The organism is Ligilactobacillus araffinosus DSM 20653, from assembly GCF_001435375.1.
GTDB lineage: Bacteria > Bacillota > Bacilli > Lactobacillales > Lactobacillaceae > Ligilactobacillus > Ligilactobacillus araffinosus.
Map to the genome: position 1 here is coordinate 37342 of NZ_AYYZ01000012.1, position 18551 is coordinate 55892.

General features: G+C 39.3%; 16 protein-coding genes and 1 pseudogene. 15 read left to right on the top strand and 2 right to left on the bottom strand.

All coding sequences use genetic code 11. The features are described 5' to 3' along the window. Positions 1-102 precede the first annotated feature (102 nt). From FC64_RS02215 to gyrA, 5 genes are all read left to right on the top strand, one after another. Positions 103-1479, top strand: a complete 1377-nt coding sequence (locus tag FC64_RS02215; protein WP_057906342.1) for a sugar porter family MFS transporter — start codon at positions 103-105, stop codon at positions 1477-1479. 213 nt (positions 1480-1692) lie between these two features. After that, on the top strand, positions 1693-1911 hold the full coding sequence (gene yaaA, locus FC64_RS02220; protein ID WP_057906343.1) for a S4 domain-containing protein YaaA: 219 nt from the start codon (positions 1693-1695) through the stop codon (positions 1909-1911). 4 nt (positions 1912-1915) lie between these two features. Continuing rightward, positions 1916-3097 (top strand): DNA replication/repair protein RecF, encoded by a 1182-nt coding sequence (gene recF / locus FC64_RS02225; RefSeq protein ID WP_057906344.1) that lies wholly within the window; start codon positions 1916-1918, stop codon positions 3095-3097. A 5-nt stretch (positions 3098-3102) separates the two neighbouring features. After that, positions 3103-5052, top strand: a complete 1950-nt coding sequence (gene gyrB, locus FC64_RS02230) for a DNA topoisomerase (ATP-hydrolyzing) subunit B (RefSeq protein ID WP_057906345.1) — start codon at positions 3103-3105, stop codon at positions 5050-5052. A gap of 54 nt (positions 5053-5106) precedes the next feature. Next, positions 5107-7692: a DNA gyrase subunit A gene (gene gyrA, locus FC64_RS02235; RefSeq protein WP_081035616.1), complete on the top strand. Its 2586-nt coding sequence runs from the start codon at positions 5107-5109 to the stop codon at positions 7690-7692. A 62-nt stretch (positions 7693-7754) separates the two neighbouring features. Here gyrA and FC64_RS02240 read toward each other — a convergent pair. Continuing rightward, positions 7755-8984: pseudogene (locus tag FC64_RS02240) on the bottom strand (MFS transporter). Positions 8985-9235: 251 nt separating this feature from the next. On the opposite strand from FC64_RS02240, the gene rpsF reads away from it, so the two are divergent. The 5 genes from rpsF (at position 9236) to FC64_RS02265 (ending at position 12896) form a co-directional block, all read left to right on the top strand. Beyond that, positions 9236-9526, top strand: a complete 291-nt coding sequence (gene rpsF / locus FC64_RS02245) for a 30S ribosomal protein S6 (protein ID WP_057827198.1) — start codon at positions 9236-9238, stop codon at positions 9524-9526. Between the two features lie 30 nt (positions 9527-9556). Then, positions 9557-10147 (top strand): single-stranded DNA-binding protein, encoded by a 591-nt coding sequence (gene ssb, locus FC64_RS02250; RefSeq protein ID WP_057906346.1) that lies wholly within the window; start codon positions 9557-9559, stop codon positions 10145-10147. A gap of 21 nt (positions 10148-10168) precedes the next feature. Next, complete coding sequence (gene rpsR, locus FC64_RS02255) at positions 10169-10405, top strand: 30S ribosomal protein S18 (RefSeq protein ID WP_057827196.1); 237 nt, start codon at positions 10169-10171, stop codon at positions 10403-10405. Between the two features lie 219 nt (positions 10406-10624). Then, the gene (locus FC64_RS02260) at positions 10625-12112 is read left to right on the top strand and encodes a peptide MFS transporter (protein ID WP_057906347.1); all 1488 of its coding nucleotides are present in this window, start codon (positions 10625-10627) and stop codon (positions 12110-12112) included. 457 nt (positions 12113-12569) lie between these two features. Beyond that, a complete protein-coding gene (locus tag FC64_RS02265) occupies positions 12570-12896 on the top strand; it encodes a heavy metal-binding domain-containing protein (RefSeq protein ID WP_057906348.1) in 327 nt (108 codons plus the stop codon). 48 nt (positions 12897-12944) lie between these two features. Here the strand turns inward: FC64_RS02265 and FC64_RS02270 are convergent, their stop codons facing one another. Further along, positions 12945-13763, bottom strand: a complete 819-nt coding sequence (locus FC64_RS02270) for a response regulator transcription factor (protein WP_057906349.1) — start codon at positions 13761-13763, stop codon at positions 12945-12947. A 194-nt stretch (positions 13764-13957) separates the two neighbouring features. On the opposite strand from FC64_RS02270, the gene FC64_RS02275 reads away from it, so the two are divergent. The 5 genes from FC64_RS02275 to pstB all read left to right on the top strand — a co-directional run bounded on the left by FC64_RS02275 (position 13958) and on the right by pstB (position 18543). Continuing rightward, positions 13958-14839 carry a phosphate ABC transporter substrate-binding protein gene (locus FC64_RS02275; RefSeq protein ID WP_057906350.1) on the top strand — a complete coding sequence of 294 codons (882 nt, stop codon included), beginning with the start codon at positions 13958-13960 and terminating at the stop codon, positions 14837-14839. 251 nt (positions 14840-15090) lie between these two features. After that, entirely contained in the window at positions 15091-15957 is an 867-nt protein-coding gene (locus FC64_RS02280; protein WP_057906351.1) for a phosphate ABC transporter substrate-binding protein, read from the top strand. Beyond that, positions 15957-16859 (top strand): phosphate ABC transporter permease subunit PstC, encoded by a 903-nt coding sequence (gene pstC, locus FC64_RS02285; protein WP_057906352.1) that lies wholly within the window; start codon positions 15957-15959, stop codon positions 16857-16859. The genes FC64_RS02280 and pstC overlap by 1 nt, the downstream gene beginning before the upstream one ends. Then, positions 16859-17755 carry a phosphate ABC transporter permease PstA gene (gene pstA / locus FC64_RS02290; protein ID WP_057906353.1) on the top strand — a complete coding sequence of 299 codons (897 nt, stop codon included), beginning with the start codon at positions 16859-16861 and terminating at the stop codon, positions 17753-17755. Before pstC ends, pstA begins: the two co-directional genes overlap by 1 nt. Continuing rightward, a complete protein-coding gene (gene pstB / locus FC64_RS02295) occupies positions 17755-18543 on the top strand; it encodes a phosphate ABC transporter ATP-binding protein PstB (RefSeq protein WP_057906354.1) in 789 nt (262 codons plus the stop codon). The genes pstA and pstB overlap by 1 nt, the downstream gene beginning before the upstream one ends. Positions 18544-18551 lie beyond the last annotated feature (8 nt).

Here is an 18551-nt window from a genome sequence, read left to right on the forward strand (position 1 = left end):
ACGATAAAATAAAATTTACAATTATGTTTTGTAAAATTGATTGTGAATTTTTTTACGATAATAAGTTGTGCAAAACATAAAATGAAAAGGGATGTGCATATTATGAATACGATAAAGAAAGTACCGCGAAAGTATATTTATTTCTTCGGCTCATTTGGTGGAATTCTATTTGGTTACGATATTGGAGTTATGACTGGAGCTTTGCCGTTTTTGCAGATTGACTGGAATATGCACTCTGCATTTTGGGAAGGATGTATTACTTCATCCTTAATGTTTGGCGCGATTTTCGGTGGGATGCTTGCGGGGCATTTGACTGATAAAATTGGGCGGAGACGGGTATTATCGTTTTCAGCGCTGATTTTTATTGCCGGGTCATTGCTTTCAGCATTTGCACCGCGGAATGGATATATTTATTTATCGTTAGTCAGGGTTTTCTTGGGATTGTCGGTTGGAATGATTTCCGCAACGGTTCCAAATTATATGTCGGAAATGACTCCCGCCAAATCTCGGGGAAGATTATCCGGAATCAACTTTACGATGATTGCCTTGGGGACGTTGCTTTCATACGTGATTGATTATTTTCTGCAATATTTGCCAGCAACGTTTGCATGGCGAACAATGCTAGGAATGGCAGCTGTCCCGGCATTGATTCTATTTTTAGGAAGTTTGAATCTTCCAGGATCACCGCGATATTTAGTAAGAAATGACCGCATCGATGAAGCCCGGCAAGTTCTTCAACTTGTTCAACCATGTGCGCAGGCTGAAAAGGAAATCCAAGATATTCAAAATATTAAAAATGTTGAGGATCAAAGTAAAGATCAGCAGAAATTAAGCAAGATGTTTACAGGTAAATACCGTTACTTAGTAATTGCCGGTGTTGGCGTTGCGGCTTTCCAGCAATTTATGGGAGTCAATGCCATTTTTTACTACATTCCGTTGATTGTTGCTAAGGCAACCGGGCATGCTGCTTCTTCGAATTTGATGTGGCCGGTAATTGAAGGCCTGATTTTAGTATTATCATCATTTATTTTTCTTGCAATTGCGGATAAGTTTAATCGACGGACATTATTGATCTTTGGCGGAACCGGAATGGGATTGGCATTTATTTTGCCAGCCGTGATCAATACCCTATTTAACCACGTTAATCCATTGATCACGATTATCTTCTTATGCATTTATGTTGGGTTCTATGGATTTACATGGGCTCCACTGACATGGGTTATTGTTGGCGAAATCTTTCCGCTTGCGATTCGGGGCAAGGCTACCGGAACGGCCTCAGCATTTAATTGGGTCGGAGCGTTTGCAGTCGGATTGATTTTTCCATTAATGACCGTTTCAATGTCACAGGAAACAGTTTTTGCGATTTTCGGCGTGATCTGTTTGCTTGCCGTTGCCTTCGTGATTTTTAAGGTTCCGGAAACAAAGGGCCATACGCTTGAAGAAATTGAACGGCGTGGCATTTGTGAAAGTCAAAAATAATTAAATTTGAATTTGAACGAGATTGCCAAGACGGTAATCTCGTTTTTTATGCTTAAAATTCAAAATAAGCATTTTTACCATTGATTAATGGATTCCCACTCAATGATGTTAAAAGAGCTTAAAACGCATTTTATCGCGAGTTAAATTGTTTTTGCATCCAAAAAAGGGTATACTTATTAAGTATTAGACTGGTTTTTGAAGGAGGTTTGACGAATGGAAACCGTTAATCTGAAAACACCTTACATTACCTTAGGCCAATTATTAAAAATCGTTGATGAAATTTCATCGGGCGGACAGGCAAAATGGTATCTGAGTGAAAATAACGTCAAGATCAATGGTGAAATTGACGATCGTCGGGGACGGAAACTTTATCCGGATGATAAGGTTGAACTTCCAAACGGCAAAACGTATGTCATGAAGGCGGGCCGCTAAGGAATTGAAGTTAACGGAATTAAATCTCCACCATTTTCGAAACTACGATGAGGCGCAGGTTGAATTTTCACCACAAATCAATGTTTTGATTGGGGAAAATGCACAGGGAAAGACCAACCTGTTAGAATCGATTTACGTTTTAGCGATGACTCGGAGTCATCGGACGAATAATGATCGTGAGCTGATTGAGTTTGGCAAGGATGCTGCCCAAATCAAGGGGAACGTTCAGCGCGAACTCGGATCATTAAAATTGGAACTGGATATCGGAAAACATGGTAAAAAGGCGAAGGCCAATCACCTCGAAAAGGCACGGTTGTCCGAATATCTTGGTCAGTTGAACGTGATTTTATTTGCACCGGAAGATCTGGCCTTGGTTAAGGGCGCCCCAACTGTTCGCCGTCGCTTTATTGATATGGAATTTGGTCAGGTTTCGCCGAAATACCTGCATGATTTGACGCAGTATCGAGATATTTTAAAACAGCGTAACCGGTATTTGAAACAGCTGCAAAGTCATGAGGCTCAAGATCAGTTGTACCTTGAAGTTTTATCTGAACAACTGGCAGCGGTTGGCGGTGCAATTATCAGTCAACGAGTTAAATTTTTAAGCGAGTTGGAAGGATATGCGCAAAAGCTTCACCAAAGCATTACCCAGGGAAAGGAAAAAATGACCTTTGAGTACTCAAGTACTGTTAAGGATGCGGCTACACTAACGGAGGTTGAACTTTCAGAAGCCTTGATGGAGCTGTACCAGCAAAATCAAGCCAAAGAGATTTTCCAAGGAACGACCCTTTATGGTCCACATCGCGATGATGTCCGTTTTTTGATCAATCAAAAAAATGTCCAAACGTATGGTTCACAGGGACAACAGCGAACCACGGCATTATCGGTCAAACTTGCGGAAATTGATTTAATGAAAAATCAAACCGGCGAGTATCCGGTTCTCTTGCTTGATGATGTTTTGTCAGAACTCGACGGCGCACGGCAAACACACCTTTTAAAAACCATTCAAGACAAGGTTCAGACATTTTTAACAACTCCAGGATTAAGTGATGTTGCTCGAAATTTGATCAAAGAACCACGGATTTTTCATATTCGGGATGGCCAAATCATTCCCGAAAAGCAACCAGAGCTGAAAACTGAAGTGTTTTATCCAACGAAACAAGATAAGACCGCGAATAAGGAGTGATATGCATGGCGGAAGATAAAGAATTACAAGAAGAAAAAGCCAAAGAATACGATGCAAGTCAAATTCAGGTTTTAGAAGGACTAGAGGCGGTTCGAAAACGTCCCGGAATGTATATTGGGTCAACGAGTGAACAAGGATTGCATCATCTTGTATGGGAAATCATTGATAATGGAATCGATGAAGCTCTTGCGGGCTTTGCAACTGAAATTAATGTAACGGTTGAAAAAGATAATAGTATTACTGTTAAGGATAACGGCCGGGGAATTCCAGTCGATATTCAAAAGAAGACGGGACGGCCAGCCCTAGAAACGGTCTTTACAGTATTGCACGCCGGCGGAAAATTCGGCGGTGGCGGATACAAGGTATCCGGTGGACTTCACGGGGTCGGTGCTTCTGTTGTTAATGCGTTATCAACTTCTCTTGATGTTCAAGTTACTCGGGAAGGCGATCCGAATATTTATGCAATGGACTTTAAGTTAGGGAAAGTCAATACAGCAATGCATGTGATCGGTCAAACCGGAGTTCACGAACACGGAACAACGGTTCACTTTGTACCAGATCCAGATGTTTTTACCGAAACAACGGTTTACAATATCAAAACATTGACGACCCGGATTCGTGAATTAGCTTTCTTGAATAAGGGGCTTAAGATTACGATTGATGATAAACGGCCGGAAGAACCAACGCATGAAGAATTCCATTATGTTGGCGGAATCAAGCACTACGTTGAATACTTGAATAAGGGCAAGGAAGTTATTTTTCCTGAACCAATTTACGTTGAAGGGGTGCAAAAAGGAATTACCGTTGAAGTTGCATTGCAATATACCAATGATTTCCATTCTAATCTGTTAACTTTTACGAATAATATTCATACATACGAAGGGGGAACGCATGAATCAGGATTTAAAACGGCGTTAACCCGGGTTATAAATGATTACGCACGGAAGACAGGCCTGCTGAAGGATAATGAATCTAATCTTTCAGGTGAAGATGTCCGGGAAGGATTAACGGCTGTTGTTTCAGTTAAGCACCCTGACCCACAATTTGAAGGCCAAACCAAGACAAAGCTTGGAAATTCAGATGCGCGGGCTGCAACGGATAAGATTTTCAGTGAAGTTTTCAGTAAATTTATGCTTGAAAATCCAACGGTTGCCAAGGAAATCGTTAATAAGGGAATCCTTGCATCCAAAGCGCGGGTTGCTGCTAAACGCGCACGGGAAGTTACCCGGAAGAAGAATGGATTGGAAATTTCAAACCTTCCAGGAAAATTAGCTGATAATACAAGCAAAGATCCTGAAATTTCAGAATTATTTATCGTCGAAGGAGATTCAGCTGGCGGTTCAGCAAAGCAAGGCCGTTCACGGTTGACCCAGGCGATTCTTCCGATTCGGGGAAAGATTTTGAACGTTGAAAAGGCTAGCCTTGATCGAATTTTAGCCAATGAAGAAATTCGGTCGCTTTTTACCGCTTTAGGAACCGGATTTGGTGAAGACTTTGACGTTGAAAAGGCTAATTACCACAAATTGATCATTATGACCGATGCCGATGTCGATGGGGCCCACATTCGGACATTGCTATTAACATTATTCTATCGGTTTATGCGGCCAATGATCGAAAAGGGTTATGTTTATATTGCCCAACCGCCTTTGTACCAGGTTCGGCAAGGAAAGATGGTTCGGTACATTGACTCAGATGAGGAGTTAGATGAAGTTTTAGCCCAACTACCAGCATCACCAAAACCAGTTATCCAGCGTTACAAGGGGCTTGGAGAAATGGATGCTGAACAATTATGGGAAACGACAATGGATCCTGAAAAGCGGCGGTTGTTGCGGGTTCAATTATCAGATGCCGAAGAAGCAAACGGAATCTTTGAAATGCTGATGGGTAATCAGGTTGGTCCGCGGCGGCAATTTATCGAAGAGAATGCAACGTTCGTTGATAACTTGGACGTTTAATCTAAAAAATAAAAAGCTTGATGAAAAATGATTTTCTAGGAGGAGGCAGCTGTTTTGGTAGAATTACCAGATCGTGTTAAAGACGTTGATCTTTCGAACGTCATGCAAACGTCATTTTTGGACTACGCAATGAGTGTCTTAGTTGCGCGGGCATTGCCAGATGTGCGTGACGGTTTGAAACCAGTTCATCGTCGGATTTTATATGGAATGAGCGAACTTGGCGTTACACCCGACAAGCCTTATAAAAAATCAGCCAGAATTGTTGGGGAAGTTATGGGGAAATTTCATCCGCATGGCGACTCGGCAATTTACGAATCAATGGTTCGGATGGCACAAGACTTTAGTTACCGTTACATGTTAGTTGATGGTCACGGGAACTTTGGTTCTGTCGATGGTGATGGAGCGGCCGCAATGCGGTATACCGAAGCACGGATGTCTAAGATTGCGACGGAAATGCTGCGAGATATCAATAAAGATACCATTGATTTTCAACCAAACTATGACGGAACTGAACGGGAACCAAAAGTTTTGCCGGCACGTTTTCCAAACTTGTTAGTTAACGGAGCAACCGGAATCGCAGTCGGAATGACGACCAACATTCCACCGCATAACTTATCAGAAGTCATTTCGGCAATTCATATTTTGATGGATAATCCAGATGCAACAACGGCGGACTTGATGGAAGCCATTCCAGGACCAGACTTTCCAACTGGTGGAATTGTAATGGGGAAGTCAGGCATTCGAAAAGCTTATGAAACAGGTCGTGGAACGGTTATTTTACGCGCAAAGGTTGACATTGAAGAACAGAAGAACGGTAAACAGCAAATTATCATTCACGAATTACCGTACATGGTAAATAAAGCTCGGTTGATCGAACGCATTTCAGAACTTGCCCGGGAAAAGGAAATTGACGGAATCACGGCGATCCATGATGAATCTGACCGTGACGGAATGCGGGTCACAATTGACATTCGCCGGGATGTAAGTGCGTCAGTTGTTTTAAATAACTTATATAAAATGACGCTGATGCAAACGTCATTCGGCTTTAATATGCTTGCCATTGTCGATGGTACCCCAAAAATTTTGAGCTTGAAGCAGATTTTGCAATACTACTTGAAACATCAAGTTGAAGTTATTCGGCGGCGGACTGAATTCGACTTGCGGAAAGCCAAAGCCCGGGCTCATATTTTAGCCGGATTGCGGATCGCATTGGATCATATTCAAGCAATCATTGACATTATCCGAAAATCTGAAAGCGGCGATGTTGCCAAGGACCGCTTGATGAATGAATTTGAATTAAGTGACAAACAAGCCCAAGCGATTTTGGATATGCGGCTTGTCCGATTGACCGGTTTGGAACGCGATAAGGTTGAAGCTGATTATGATAAGACAATGAAAGCGATTGCTGATTACGAAGGTATTTTGGCAAGTAAGGATCGGATCAATGACATCATTTATCAAGAATTGCTTGATATTCAAGCTAAATACGGTGACGAACGACGGACCGAATTGATGGTTGGTGAAGTCACAAGTATTGAAGATGAAGACTTGATCGAAGAAGAATCAGTTGCAATCACCTTGACTCATAACGGTTATATCAAGCGGCTTCCAACAAGCGACTTCAAAGCTCAGCGGCGTGGCGGCCGTGGGGTTCAAGGTATGGGCGTTCATGATGATGACTTTATTGAACATCTGGTTACAACTTCAACCCACGACCGGTTGCTGTTCTTTACGAACCTCGGAAAAGTTTACAGCATGAAGGGCTATGAAATTCCTGAATACGGCCGGTCAGCGAAAGGAATTCCGGTAATTAATCTATTGAATATCGATGCCGGCGAAAAAATTGCAACGGTGATCAATATTCCGCATGATAATGGTGAACATGCTAAATACCTCTTCTTCACGACGAAGGAAGGAACCGTTAAACGGACGCCGGTTGAAGACTTTGAAAACATCCGGAAGAACGGTTTGAAAGCTATCAACTTGCACGATGGCGATGAATTGATCAACGTTTCGTTGACAGACGGTAACCAAAACATGATCATCGGAACGCATTTAGGATATGCAGTATCATTTAACGAAAACACAGTTCGGTCAATGGGCCGGTCAGCAGCTGGGGTTCGTGGAATTCGGTTGCGTGAAAATGACTATGTTATCGGATCAGATATTCTTGTTCCGGGCAGCGACGTCTTCGTAATTTCTGAAAAGGGATACGGAAAGCGGACGCCAGTCAGTGAATATCCAATCAAGGGCCGGGGTGGTAAAGGAATTAAAACTTCCAATATCACCGAAAAAAACGGTCCGTTAGCAGGATTAACGATCGTCAATGGCGATGAGGATATCATGGTGATCACGAATAAAGGGGTCTTGATTCGCTTTAACGTTGCAGATGTATCCCAAACAGGACGGTCAACATTGGGGGTTCATTTGATTAACCTTGAAGATGATTCAACGGTATCAACGGTTGCCAAGGTTGATCCAGAACCAAAGGAAGATGAAGAGCAATCAGATGAAGAAACGCATGCAAACGCGGATACATCAGCGAGTGGTGAAAACGAACATGATTTGATGAAGCAAGGGGTTCAAGATTTAGCTGATCGTGAACTTACTCATCAAGAAAATGAAGAACAAGACAAATAAGAGCATAGAAAAACGGTTGTGCCAGATGACACAACCGTTTTTTTGTTTATGTTAATGTTTTACTATTTACTTGCGCGTAATTCCTTTGTCATGGTCTTTAAGCCTGGAAGGAACATCATGATAGCAAAGCTGACGAGGTACATGATTGAAAGGAATGCCATCACGCCTTTCATTGGGAGTTTGCTCATTAAGAAGCCAATCACAACGGTTGAGAAACTTCCAATGAACTTGCCGATATTCATGATAAAGCTGTTAGCTGTCGCTACAATGTCGATTGGATAAAGGTAATTAATAATTGCCCCATAACCGCCATACATCCCATTAGCAAAGAACCCAACGATTGCTCCGAGAATCAATAACTCAATCATGTTCCGGGCACGGACAAGAATGTAAATTACCAATGCTGCTCCAAAAAGGAAGAGTCCGAATGACTTTTGCGGCCCGAGGAGGTCTAAAATGTTACCGAAAACAAGCATTCCAATACACATTCCGATGATGGTTGAAATCATCCATAAAGAAGAACCGCGGACACTGATTCCAAGCTGCTTTTGAACAATCGTTGGCAGCCAGTTCATTAATCCAAAGTATCCGCCAGCTTGGACAACAACCATGCAGATCAATCCAAGGGTCTGTATTGAAAGTTTCGGAGTTGAGAAAAGTCGTTTAAATGAAACTTTCGGTTTGTCTTCTTTTTGCTGGTTAGTAATAAAAGTATTGCTTTCTTTAAGATTTTGCCGAATGAAGAAGGCTAAAATAACTGGAAATACCCCTACAAGGAAAAGGACGTGCCAGCCAAGTCGCGGAAGAATCAAGGCTGATAAGATAGCGGCAAGAATACTCCCGAGTTGACCGCCGATTGTGGCGACAGATGAGACCCGACCGTATTGTTTGGCAGCAAAGTGTTCGGCAATCAAGGCCATTCCAACACCGTACTCTCCACCGTTTCCAAGACCGATGAGGAACCGCAGGATGTAGATTGTCGTGATGTTATGGGCAAAGTACATTAAAGCCGTTCCCGCAGCAAAGATGAAAATTGTGTACGAAAAAATTTTAATTCAACCGTACTTATCACTTAAAAGGCCAAACAGCAGTCCGCCTAAAAGAACGCCCCACTGGGTGATCGTCGTGATCCATCCAGCTTGGACGGTTGAGATTCCAAGACTGGCAATGATTGACGATAATGCAAACGACATAAAATTGAAATCCATATTTTCAAAAGAAAAACCCGTCGCAGTGGAGGCAATTACAAGTTTCTGCTCTTTACTGAGACGGGGTTTTGATGAATCTTTCATAAACGTTCCCTCCAAAAGTAACGCTCACAGGCGTTGTTTATTTTGACAATTTCCTGAAAATATTCTACTCTTCTTTTTTGTTTTTCAATCTTTCAAAAAGCAACTTTGTTTGCGAATATATATTTGTAACGGAATTTACGATTCTTATTGCAAATCGAAAACTTAAATGATAAACTTATAACTTGTAATACCTTGTTCTTTTTCTATTTTTTTGGAAAAGAACCAAAAGTCCATAAGGAGGTGCAAACACTATGACACATTATGAAATCACATACATCATCAATCCTTCACTTGATGAAGCAGCTAAAAATGAATTAGTTGAACGTTTTGATAACGTTTTGAAGGACAATGGTGCTGAAATTATTGATTCAAAGGATTGGTCAAAGCGTCGTTTTGCATATGAAATTAACGGTTACACCGAAGGTATGTACCATATCGTAAACGTTAACGCTGAAAACGCAGATGCAATCAACGAGTTTGATCGTCTTTCAAAGATCAATGACGGTATTTTACGTCACATGATCGTAAAGCGTGAAGACTAATATTGAAAAACGATAAAGGAGGTCATGACCGTGATTAATCGCGTAGTTCTCGTTGGTCGATTAACAAAGAATCCTGATTTACGTTACACCCAATCCGGCTCTGCGGTGGCAAGCTTTACAGTTGCTGTTGAACGGCCGTTTACAAATCAGAATGGTGACCGGGATGCCGACTTCATTAACTGTGTAATGTGGCGGAAAGCAGCTGAAAACTTTGCCAACTTTACCCACAAAGGCTCAATGGTGGCGGTTGAAGGTCGGCTTCAAACGCGATCATATGAAAACCAGCAAGGAGTTCGGGTATATGTGACTGAAGTCGTTGTTGACAACTTCTCATTGTTAGAAACAAAGGCCCAATCAGAACAATATCGCCGGGAACATCCTGAAGAAGCACAAGGTCAAGGCGCTCCGATGAATAATAATTCATCATTTGGAAACGGAAATCCATTTGGTAATCCAAATCCAAGTGGAAATGCAAACCAGGGTGGAAGTTTCAATGGAAATGTTCAAACTGGCAACTTAGGAAGTACAAATGATAACGATCAGGATACTTCAAACAATGATGATCCATTTGCAGATAATGGAAATTCAATTGATATTTCAGATGATGATTTACCATTCTAATTAACAAGGAGGGAAATCAACATGGCACAACAACGTCGTGGCGGTCGTCGTCGCCGTAAGGTAGACTACATCGCAGCAAACCACATTGAATACATTGACTACAAAGATACAGACTTATTACGTCGTTTTATTTCAGAACGTGGTAAGATCTTACCTCGTCGGGTAACAGGTACAAGCGCAAAGAACCAACGCAAGCTTACAACAGCTATCAAACGTGCACGGATCATGGGCTTATTACCATTCGTTGCTGAAGACTAATAATTCGTTAAAAGCGAGCAAAAAGGCATGTAGAAGGCATGCCTTTTTTGTATGCTTAAAGATTAGATAATAATTAATTTTTAAAATCCAATAAATATGGGATATTCTCCTGATTTACTAATTTATTTTTAATTTTACTATTGTTAAAATTTAATTTTTTGGTAAAATTAAAAATATACAAACTGTTGTTAAAAAGGCAGAAAAGATTGGAGAATTGATGTGAAAGAACAAGATCAACCACAAAAAGAATTTTTTGGACAACCGCGGGGGCTTGCAACTCTGTTTTCAACTGAAGTATGGGAACGATTCAGTTACTACGGGATGCGGGCAATTTTGCTATTTTATATGTACTTTGCCATTTCGAAAGGCGGCCTTGGAATTGACCAGGGGACGGCTGCTTCGATCATGGCGATTTACGGCTCGCTTGTATATATGGCCGGCGTTGTCGGTGGCTGGTTAAGTGACCGGGTTTGGGGAAGTCGGAAGACAGTCTTTATTGGTGGAGTCTTCATTATGTTTGGGCATATTGCATTGTCCCTCCCATTCGGTCAGGTTGCACTCTATACCTCAATTGCATTGATTGTAATCGGGACAGGGTTATTGAAGCCAAATGTTTCTGATATGGTCGGTGATCTGTATTCTGAAGGCGATCGGCGCCGGGATGCAGGATTTAACATTTTTGTTTTTGGAATTAACTTAGGAGCAGCAGTTGCACCATGGGCGGTGCCATTTGTGGCAAACTTATTTGGACATTCAGGAAATATGAACTTCCATGCAGGATTTGCCTTAGCTGCAATTGGAATGTTTGTTGGGTTGGTCCAATACTATTTTGAAGGAAAGAAATATTTATCTGATTCAAGTTTGCATCCAAAAGATCCGATTGATCAGCAAAGTTTGAAAACTGTAATTCGCGGGTCAATAATTGGAATCATCGTTTTTGCAGTGGTCCTTGGAATCATGGCTGCGTTTTATGCATTGAATATCGATAACGTTATTACATTGATCACCGTTATTGCAGTTGCCCTTCCAATTGTTTACTTTGTGATCATGCTTCGCAGTCAGAAGGTTACGAAGGTTGAACGATCACGAGTACGAGCATATATTCCGTTATTTATTGCGGCAGCGATTTTCTGGGCAATTGAAGAGTCAGGATCAGTTGTTTTAGCGTTATTTGCTGAAAATCGAACAGTTTTACATATTGGTAGCTGGCATTTTGCAGCTTCGAACTTTCAAACGCTTAACCCGTTATTTATTATGATTTTAACGCCGCTTTTTGTATGGTTATGGAATCATTGGAAGAAACAGCCGAGTGCTCCAGGAAAATTTGCTGCTGGATTGATTTTTGCCGGATTGTCATACGTTTGGATGGCTCTTCCGGGAATTTTGGACGGAACACAAGGCCGTGTTAGTCCATTTTGGTTAGTTGGCTCATGGTTTATTGTTGAAATTGGGGAAATGCTGATTTCGCCAATCGGGTTATCAGTAACAACGAAGTTAGCGCCAAAAGCTTTCCGTTCTCAAATGATGAGTATGTGGTTCTTAGCGGATGCGGCTGGGCAAGCAATTAACTCTCAGATCGTTAAATACTACTCATCAGCAACCGAAGTTCCATACTTCCTTGCAATCGGGGCAGTAAGCATTATCTTTGGGATTATCTTGGTATTTTTTGTAAAGAAGATTCATGCATTGATGGAAGGCGTGGATTAAATTAAAAGTGAAATGATTTACAATCACAAAATTAAGGATGTAAGTTATTGAAAAATTAAAAAAGAGATTGAAAATCCACCTTCTTAATAAAATCTTAAACTTTAATAGACATTATGCGACGTAATCTTCACAAAAAATTCATAATTTGGTTGTAAATTATATTCATAGCCTGATAGAAAAGGCCGAAACATTTTCATTACTTTTTCTCCCCTGAAAAGTAGTTGATTACAAATCATGAAACTCAAGCTTCCCCTTTGAGATTTCATAAAATATACTCCTTTTTTCTCCGCAGTTCAGTCTGCGGAGTTTTTTATACGAAAATAAAAATTAAATTTCAAATTGACGGGCTTCCTTTGTGAAAAGCAACGTGAAAATCGCCGGATTTTCTGAAAAAATTAGCGTGCAATTTGACATTCCATCTGGTAAAATTGAATCAACTTTTAGAGGAGGAAAAAGAATGAGCAAAGAGATTTTAATTTCAACAACGGAAAATATTCCAGGACGTTCATATGAAGTTATTGGGGAAGTCTTTGGAGTGACGACCCAATCGAAAAATATGTTCAGTAATTTTGGTGCCAGCATGAAAAACATTGTTGGTGGTGAAATTAAGGCATACACGCGTATGCTACATGAATCACGAGAAAAAGCGATTGAGCGGCTAAAGCAGGAAGCAATTGATGTTGATGCCGATGCAGTTGTCATGATGCGTTTTGATTCCGGTTCAATCGGCGGCGATATGCAATCCGTTGTAGCATACGGAACGGCCGTTAAATTTACAGATTAAAAACAAGTTTCACATGAAACAAAAGCTGTGCTTAAGTTTAAGCACAGCTTATTTATTATCCTTAACAATTTTTAATCCCTGACCTTCAAAGGTGTATCCAAATCCACGTACAGTTTTAATGTATTTAGGATGATGAGGGTCTGGTTCAATTTTATCACGAAGGTGACTGATATGGATATCAACGATTCGTGAGGTGCCTAGATCATCATTATAATCCCATACGCCACGTAAAAGTTGTTCGCGTGAAATAACCTGACCTTTGTTTTTTATAAGAAAGTAAAGAAGCTTGAATTCTTTAGGTGTTAGTCCAAGATCTTCATTATCTTTTAGAACACGATAATGGTCAATGTCCAATAAAAGATCATCAAGTTGAAAATGTTGGTGTTTATGGTGATGTTGATGAGGAGAAAGATTTTCCGCCGTAATATATTCTGCAAATAATTCATCATTGACAGTTACTTCTTGGTCAATTAGTTCGGGCGGTTGTTTGGGTGTTTGAATTGTTCTTCCCCAAAGTCGCTGCTGCATTCTGACAATGACCTCTTCATATTCATAAGGCTCAACAATATAATCATCAATATGTAAGGCAAAAAGCTTCATTTCATAGTCAAAATTTTTATTAGCAGCTAACGTTAAGATTGGTTTATTAAATTGTGTCCGAATTTTTTTTATTAATGAGAGGGTAATTTCAGGCGAAGCCGCATCTAAGTCCCAAATAATTCCAGCAACATGTCGATGATTAATAAAATCCAATGATTCTTCAGGTTCAGTCGTATTGTAAACCATCCATCCATGATCATTACAATAGGTATTTAACTTCATAAATAATGAAATCTTTTTGGTAATTAGTATCAACCGGTCTTCCATAAAATCACCTCGAATAACTCATTTACTATTAATTATAAATGAAAAGGGATAATTTTTTGAAAAATATATAAAAAAATAATAAATTCATGAATATTTTACATTGACGTCTTTTATTTACATCGGTTTTACATTAAATCGAATTGAAATTTACGTTTTAAGAATAAGGTAACAGTGTAGGAAAGGAGATATGTAAAATGAAAAGAAGGAAATTGTTATCACTCATTACAGTTCTTGTATTTACTGGAGGCATCCTTGGAGGATGTGGAAGTAATAGTCAAAAAACTGCAAAGTCAAATGAGAAAGTTACAATTGTAGGCTCAACGGCATTGCAACCACTGGTAGAAAAGGCAGCTGATGAATATACAAATAATAATGGAGGAAACATAACAGTTCAAGGAGGTGGCTCCGGAACAGGTTTAGGTCAAGTTCAAGAAGGTGCAGTTCAAATTGGGAATTCAGATATTTTTGCAAGTCAACAAAAAGGAATTGATGCAAAAAAACTTGTTGACCATAAGGTAGCCGTTGTAGGAATGGCTCCAATCGTTAATCAAGATGTAAACGTAAAAAACTTAACCATGCATCAACTGCAGGATATTTTTACAGGAAAAATTACTAATTGGAAGCAAGTAGGTGGTCAAGATCAAAAAATAGTTATTGTTAATCGAGCTAAGGGGAGTGGGACAAGAGCAACGTTTGAATCCGTTGTTTTGAATGGCAAGCCGACTGTAAGTAGTCAAGAACAAGATTCAAATGGAACAGTTCAAAAAATTGTTGCAAAAACTCCAGGGGCAATTAGCTATATTGCATTTTCATATCTTAATAAAGAAGGAATCCGGGCATTAAATATAGATGGAGTTCGACCAACCAATCAAAATGTTGAAACAAATAAATGGAAAATTTGGTCATATGAACATATGTACACTAAGGGAAAGCCGACAGGGGCGACAAAATTATTTTTAAAATATATGATGAGCAATCATGTTCAAGATAAACTAGTTAAAGAAACAAAATATATTAGTATTCATGATATGAAAGTTCAAAAAGCTGAAAATGGAATCGTAACTTCTAAAAAATAAGTATTTTGAAAAGTTCGTTTTTTAAAATATAAATTAATCTTTAGTTAAAACAAAAGCTGTACTTGTTATAAGTATAGCTTATTTAGGCGTAACCCATAGTTTAATTCATAGCATATTAAAGTACAGTCTAGTTGGCTTAGTAAATTTCCTTTTACACAAAATTTACATTCGATTTACAAATATCAGATTAAAAGTTTACATATTATTAGTAATTTATAAAGTGCAATGAGTAGTGTAAAAGGAGCGTCATTATGAAGAAAAAGACAATCATAATCATAATGTTGTGCATGATAGTTGGTTTTGTAGGCGGATGCGGAAATCAAACCCAGAATAAAATTACCGTTGTGGGTTCAACTGCATTACAACCACTAGTTGAAAAAGCTGCAACGGAATATCAAAAAGAACATGGCGGTAATATTACTGTTCAAGGAGGTGGCTCCGGAACCGGATTAAGCCAGGTTCAAGAAGGAGCGGTTCAAATTGGTGACTCAGATGTTTTTGCACAGCAGCAAAACGGAATTCGAGCAAATGAATTAGTTGATCATAAGGTGGCGGTTGCAGGAATTGCGCCCATTGTAAATCAGAAAGTAAAAGTTAAAAATATTACAATGCAGCAACTTCGCGAAATTTTTGAAGGTCAAATTACTAATTGGAAGCAACTTGGCGGACAAAATCAAAAAATCGTGGTTATTAATCGTTCAAAAGGAAGTGGAACACGAGTTACTTTTGAAAGTGACGTAATGAACGGTTGGGAAATGATGAATGCCCAGGAACAAGATTCAAATGGAACGGTTCAGCAGATCGTTGCAAATACTCCAGGAGCAATCAGTTATATTTCGTTTGCATACCTTCGAAGTCAAGGAATTCATCCATTAAAAATTGATGGAGTTCAGCCTACAACCCAAAATGTCGCAACGAATAAATGGAAAATCTGGTCATATGAACACATGTATACTAAGGGACAGCCGACGGGTGAAACAAAGAAGTTTTTGAAATATATGCTTTCAACTCCTGTTCAACATAAAATGATTAAGGAAATGAGATATATCAGTATCCATGATATGCAAGTTCAAAAGACGATTAGTGGTAAAGTTACGCCAATAAAGGAGGGGCAATAATGGATGAGATTAAACAAAAATTGACGAGTAAATCAAAGCAAATATCTGAAGATCGGCGAGGAAAAATTTTATGTTATGCTTGTTTGGGCTTGATCGTTGTTCTAATTATTTCAATTCTTTATTTTATTATGAATAAAGGAATAGCAACTTTTACACAAGATCATTTAAGCATCGTTGAATTTTTAACGGGGAAGCAATGGAATCCCAACCATCATCAAATTGGAGCCTTACCAATGATTGTAACGTCATTTTTAGTGACGATTCTAGCGGCTTTAATTGCAACCCCTTTTGCAATCGGGGTGGCAATTTTTATGACTGAATATGCACCACGTAAAGGAACAAAGGCATTACGGGCTGTCATTGAGCTCCTTGTCGGGATTCCATCCGTTGTATATGGCTATATCGGGTTAATGGTCGTTGTGCCATTAGTGCGTAAATTGATTGGTGGAACCGGTTTTGGAATTTTAGCGGGAACATTGGTTTTATTTGTAATGATTTTACCAACGGTAATTTCATTAACAGCTGATAGTTTAAAAGCCATTCCAGTTAATTATCGGCAAGCAGCCTTAGCATTAGGAGCTACAAAATGGCAAGCAATTTATAAAATCGTTTTACGAGCAGCCCTTCCAGGAATTCTGACCGCCGTTATTTTCGGAATGACCAGGGCCTTTGGTGAGGCGCTTGCAGTTCAAATGGTAATCGGCAACGCCGTTTTAATGCCTAAAGGATTGGGAACGCCAACGGCAACATTAACGAGTCAATTAACAAGTCAAATGGGGAATACAGTTCTAGGAACCGTATCAAATAACGCATTATGGTCTTTAGCATTGGTATTACTATTAATGTCATTAATTTTCAATTTATTAATCAGAGTAATTACCCGGAAAGGAGCAATTAAGTAATGAATCCTAAAAAAACTAATCAGATTGCTAAAAATATTATTTACGGATCGGTTGGATTATTAATTTTACTTTTATTGTTCTTAATTGGCTATATTTTAGTTACTGGCTTGCCAGGAATGTCATGGCATTTCCTTACAAGTGTAAGTCAATCATTTGCGGCAGGCGGTGGAATTCGGGATCAAATTTTTAATTCGGTATATATCTTGATTTTGACAACGTTAATTTCGTTTCCGATTGCATTGGGAGTGGGAATCTATTTGGCCGAATATGCTAAAGACAGTTGGTTTACAAATCTTTTACGAACAATCATTGAGTTGTTAAGTTCATTACCCTCAATTGTAGTTGGATTATTTGGATATTTACTATTTGTAATTAAGTTTCAAATTGGTTTTTCGATTATTTCCGGAGCAATTACACTGACATTTTTTAATCTACCATTATTAACGCGTAGTATTGAAGATGCATTTCGGGCAGTTCCGCTTGAACAACGGCAAGCGGGAGTTGCACTTGGAATTTCAAAGTGGAAAACAATTATGGGAATTGTTTTCCCATGTGCCTTACCTAAAATTTTAACTGGAGTGATTTTAAGTGCCGGGCGAATTTTTGGGGAAGCAGCAGCCTTAATTTTTACGGCAGGACAAAGTGATTCAGTAGTTAATTATGCAAACTGGAATCCATTTTCGTCAACTAGTCCATTAAATGTTTTCCGACCAGCTGAAACATTAGCAGTGCATATTTGGAAGGTTAATACTGAATCTATTTTGCCTGATGCGCATCAAGTTTCAAGCGGCTCGGCAGCAGTATTGATTATTGTTATTTTAGGTTTTAACTTAGGGGCACGCTGGCTTGGTAATGTAGTTTATCGAAAACTAACGGCAACGGATAAGGAACGGTAATGATGGAAATAACAGAAAAATATATTAAGAAAATTAATCAAAAAATTGCGTTGAAAACTAAAGATTTGGCAGTTTTTTATGGAGAAAAAAAGGCTTTTGCGGAGGGAACAATTGAATTCCCGCAACATCAAATTACAGCCTTGATTGGCCCATCTGGATGTGGAAAGTCGACATTTTTACGTTCATTGAATCGAATGAATGACGGCATTGCCAGGGTTGAAGGTCAAATTATGTATCATGGATTAGATATTAACAATGATGATATCAATATTTATGAATTACGTAAACGGATTGGAATGGTATTTCAACATCCGAACCCATTTTATAAATCAATTCGCGAAAACATTACATATGCACTTAAATATCACGGAATTAGAAAACACTCAGTTTTAGATCAAAAAGTTGAGCAAAGTCTTAAGGCGGTTGCTTTATGGGATGAAGTCAAAGATTCACTTGATAAAAATGGGAAGCAGCTTTCAGGAGGACAACAACAACGACTGTGTATTGCTCGGGCAATTGCAATGGAACCGGATATTTTATTACTTGATGAACCGACGAGTGGACTTGATCCCATTTCGACTCGTAAAGTTGAGGACACTCTTCAAGAACTGAAACAAAAATACACAATTATTATTGTAACGCATAATATGCAGCAAGCATCACGAAGCAGTGATTATACTGCATTCTTTAATTTAGGTCAGATTGTTGAATTTGATAAAACTTCACGAATTTTTACCGCACCACGTATTCAGATGACCGAAGATTATGTTTCAGGAAATTTTGGCTAAGGAGTGAA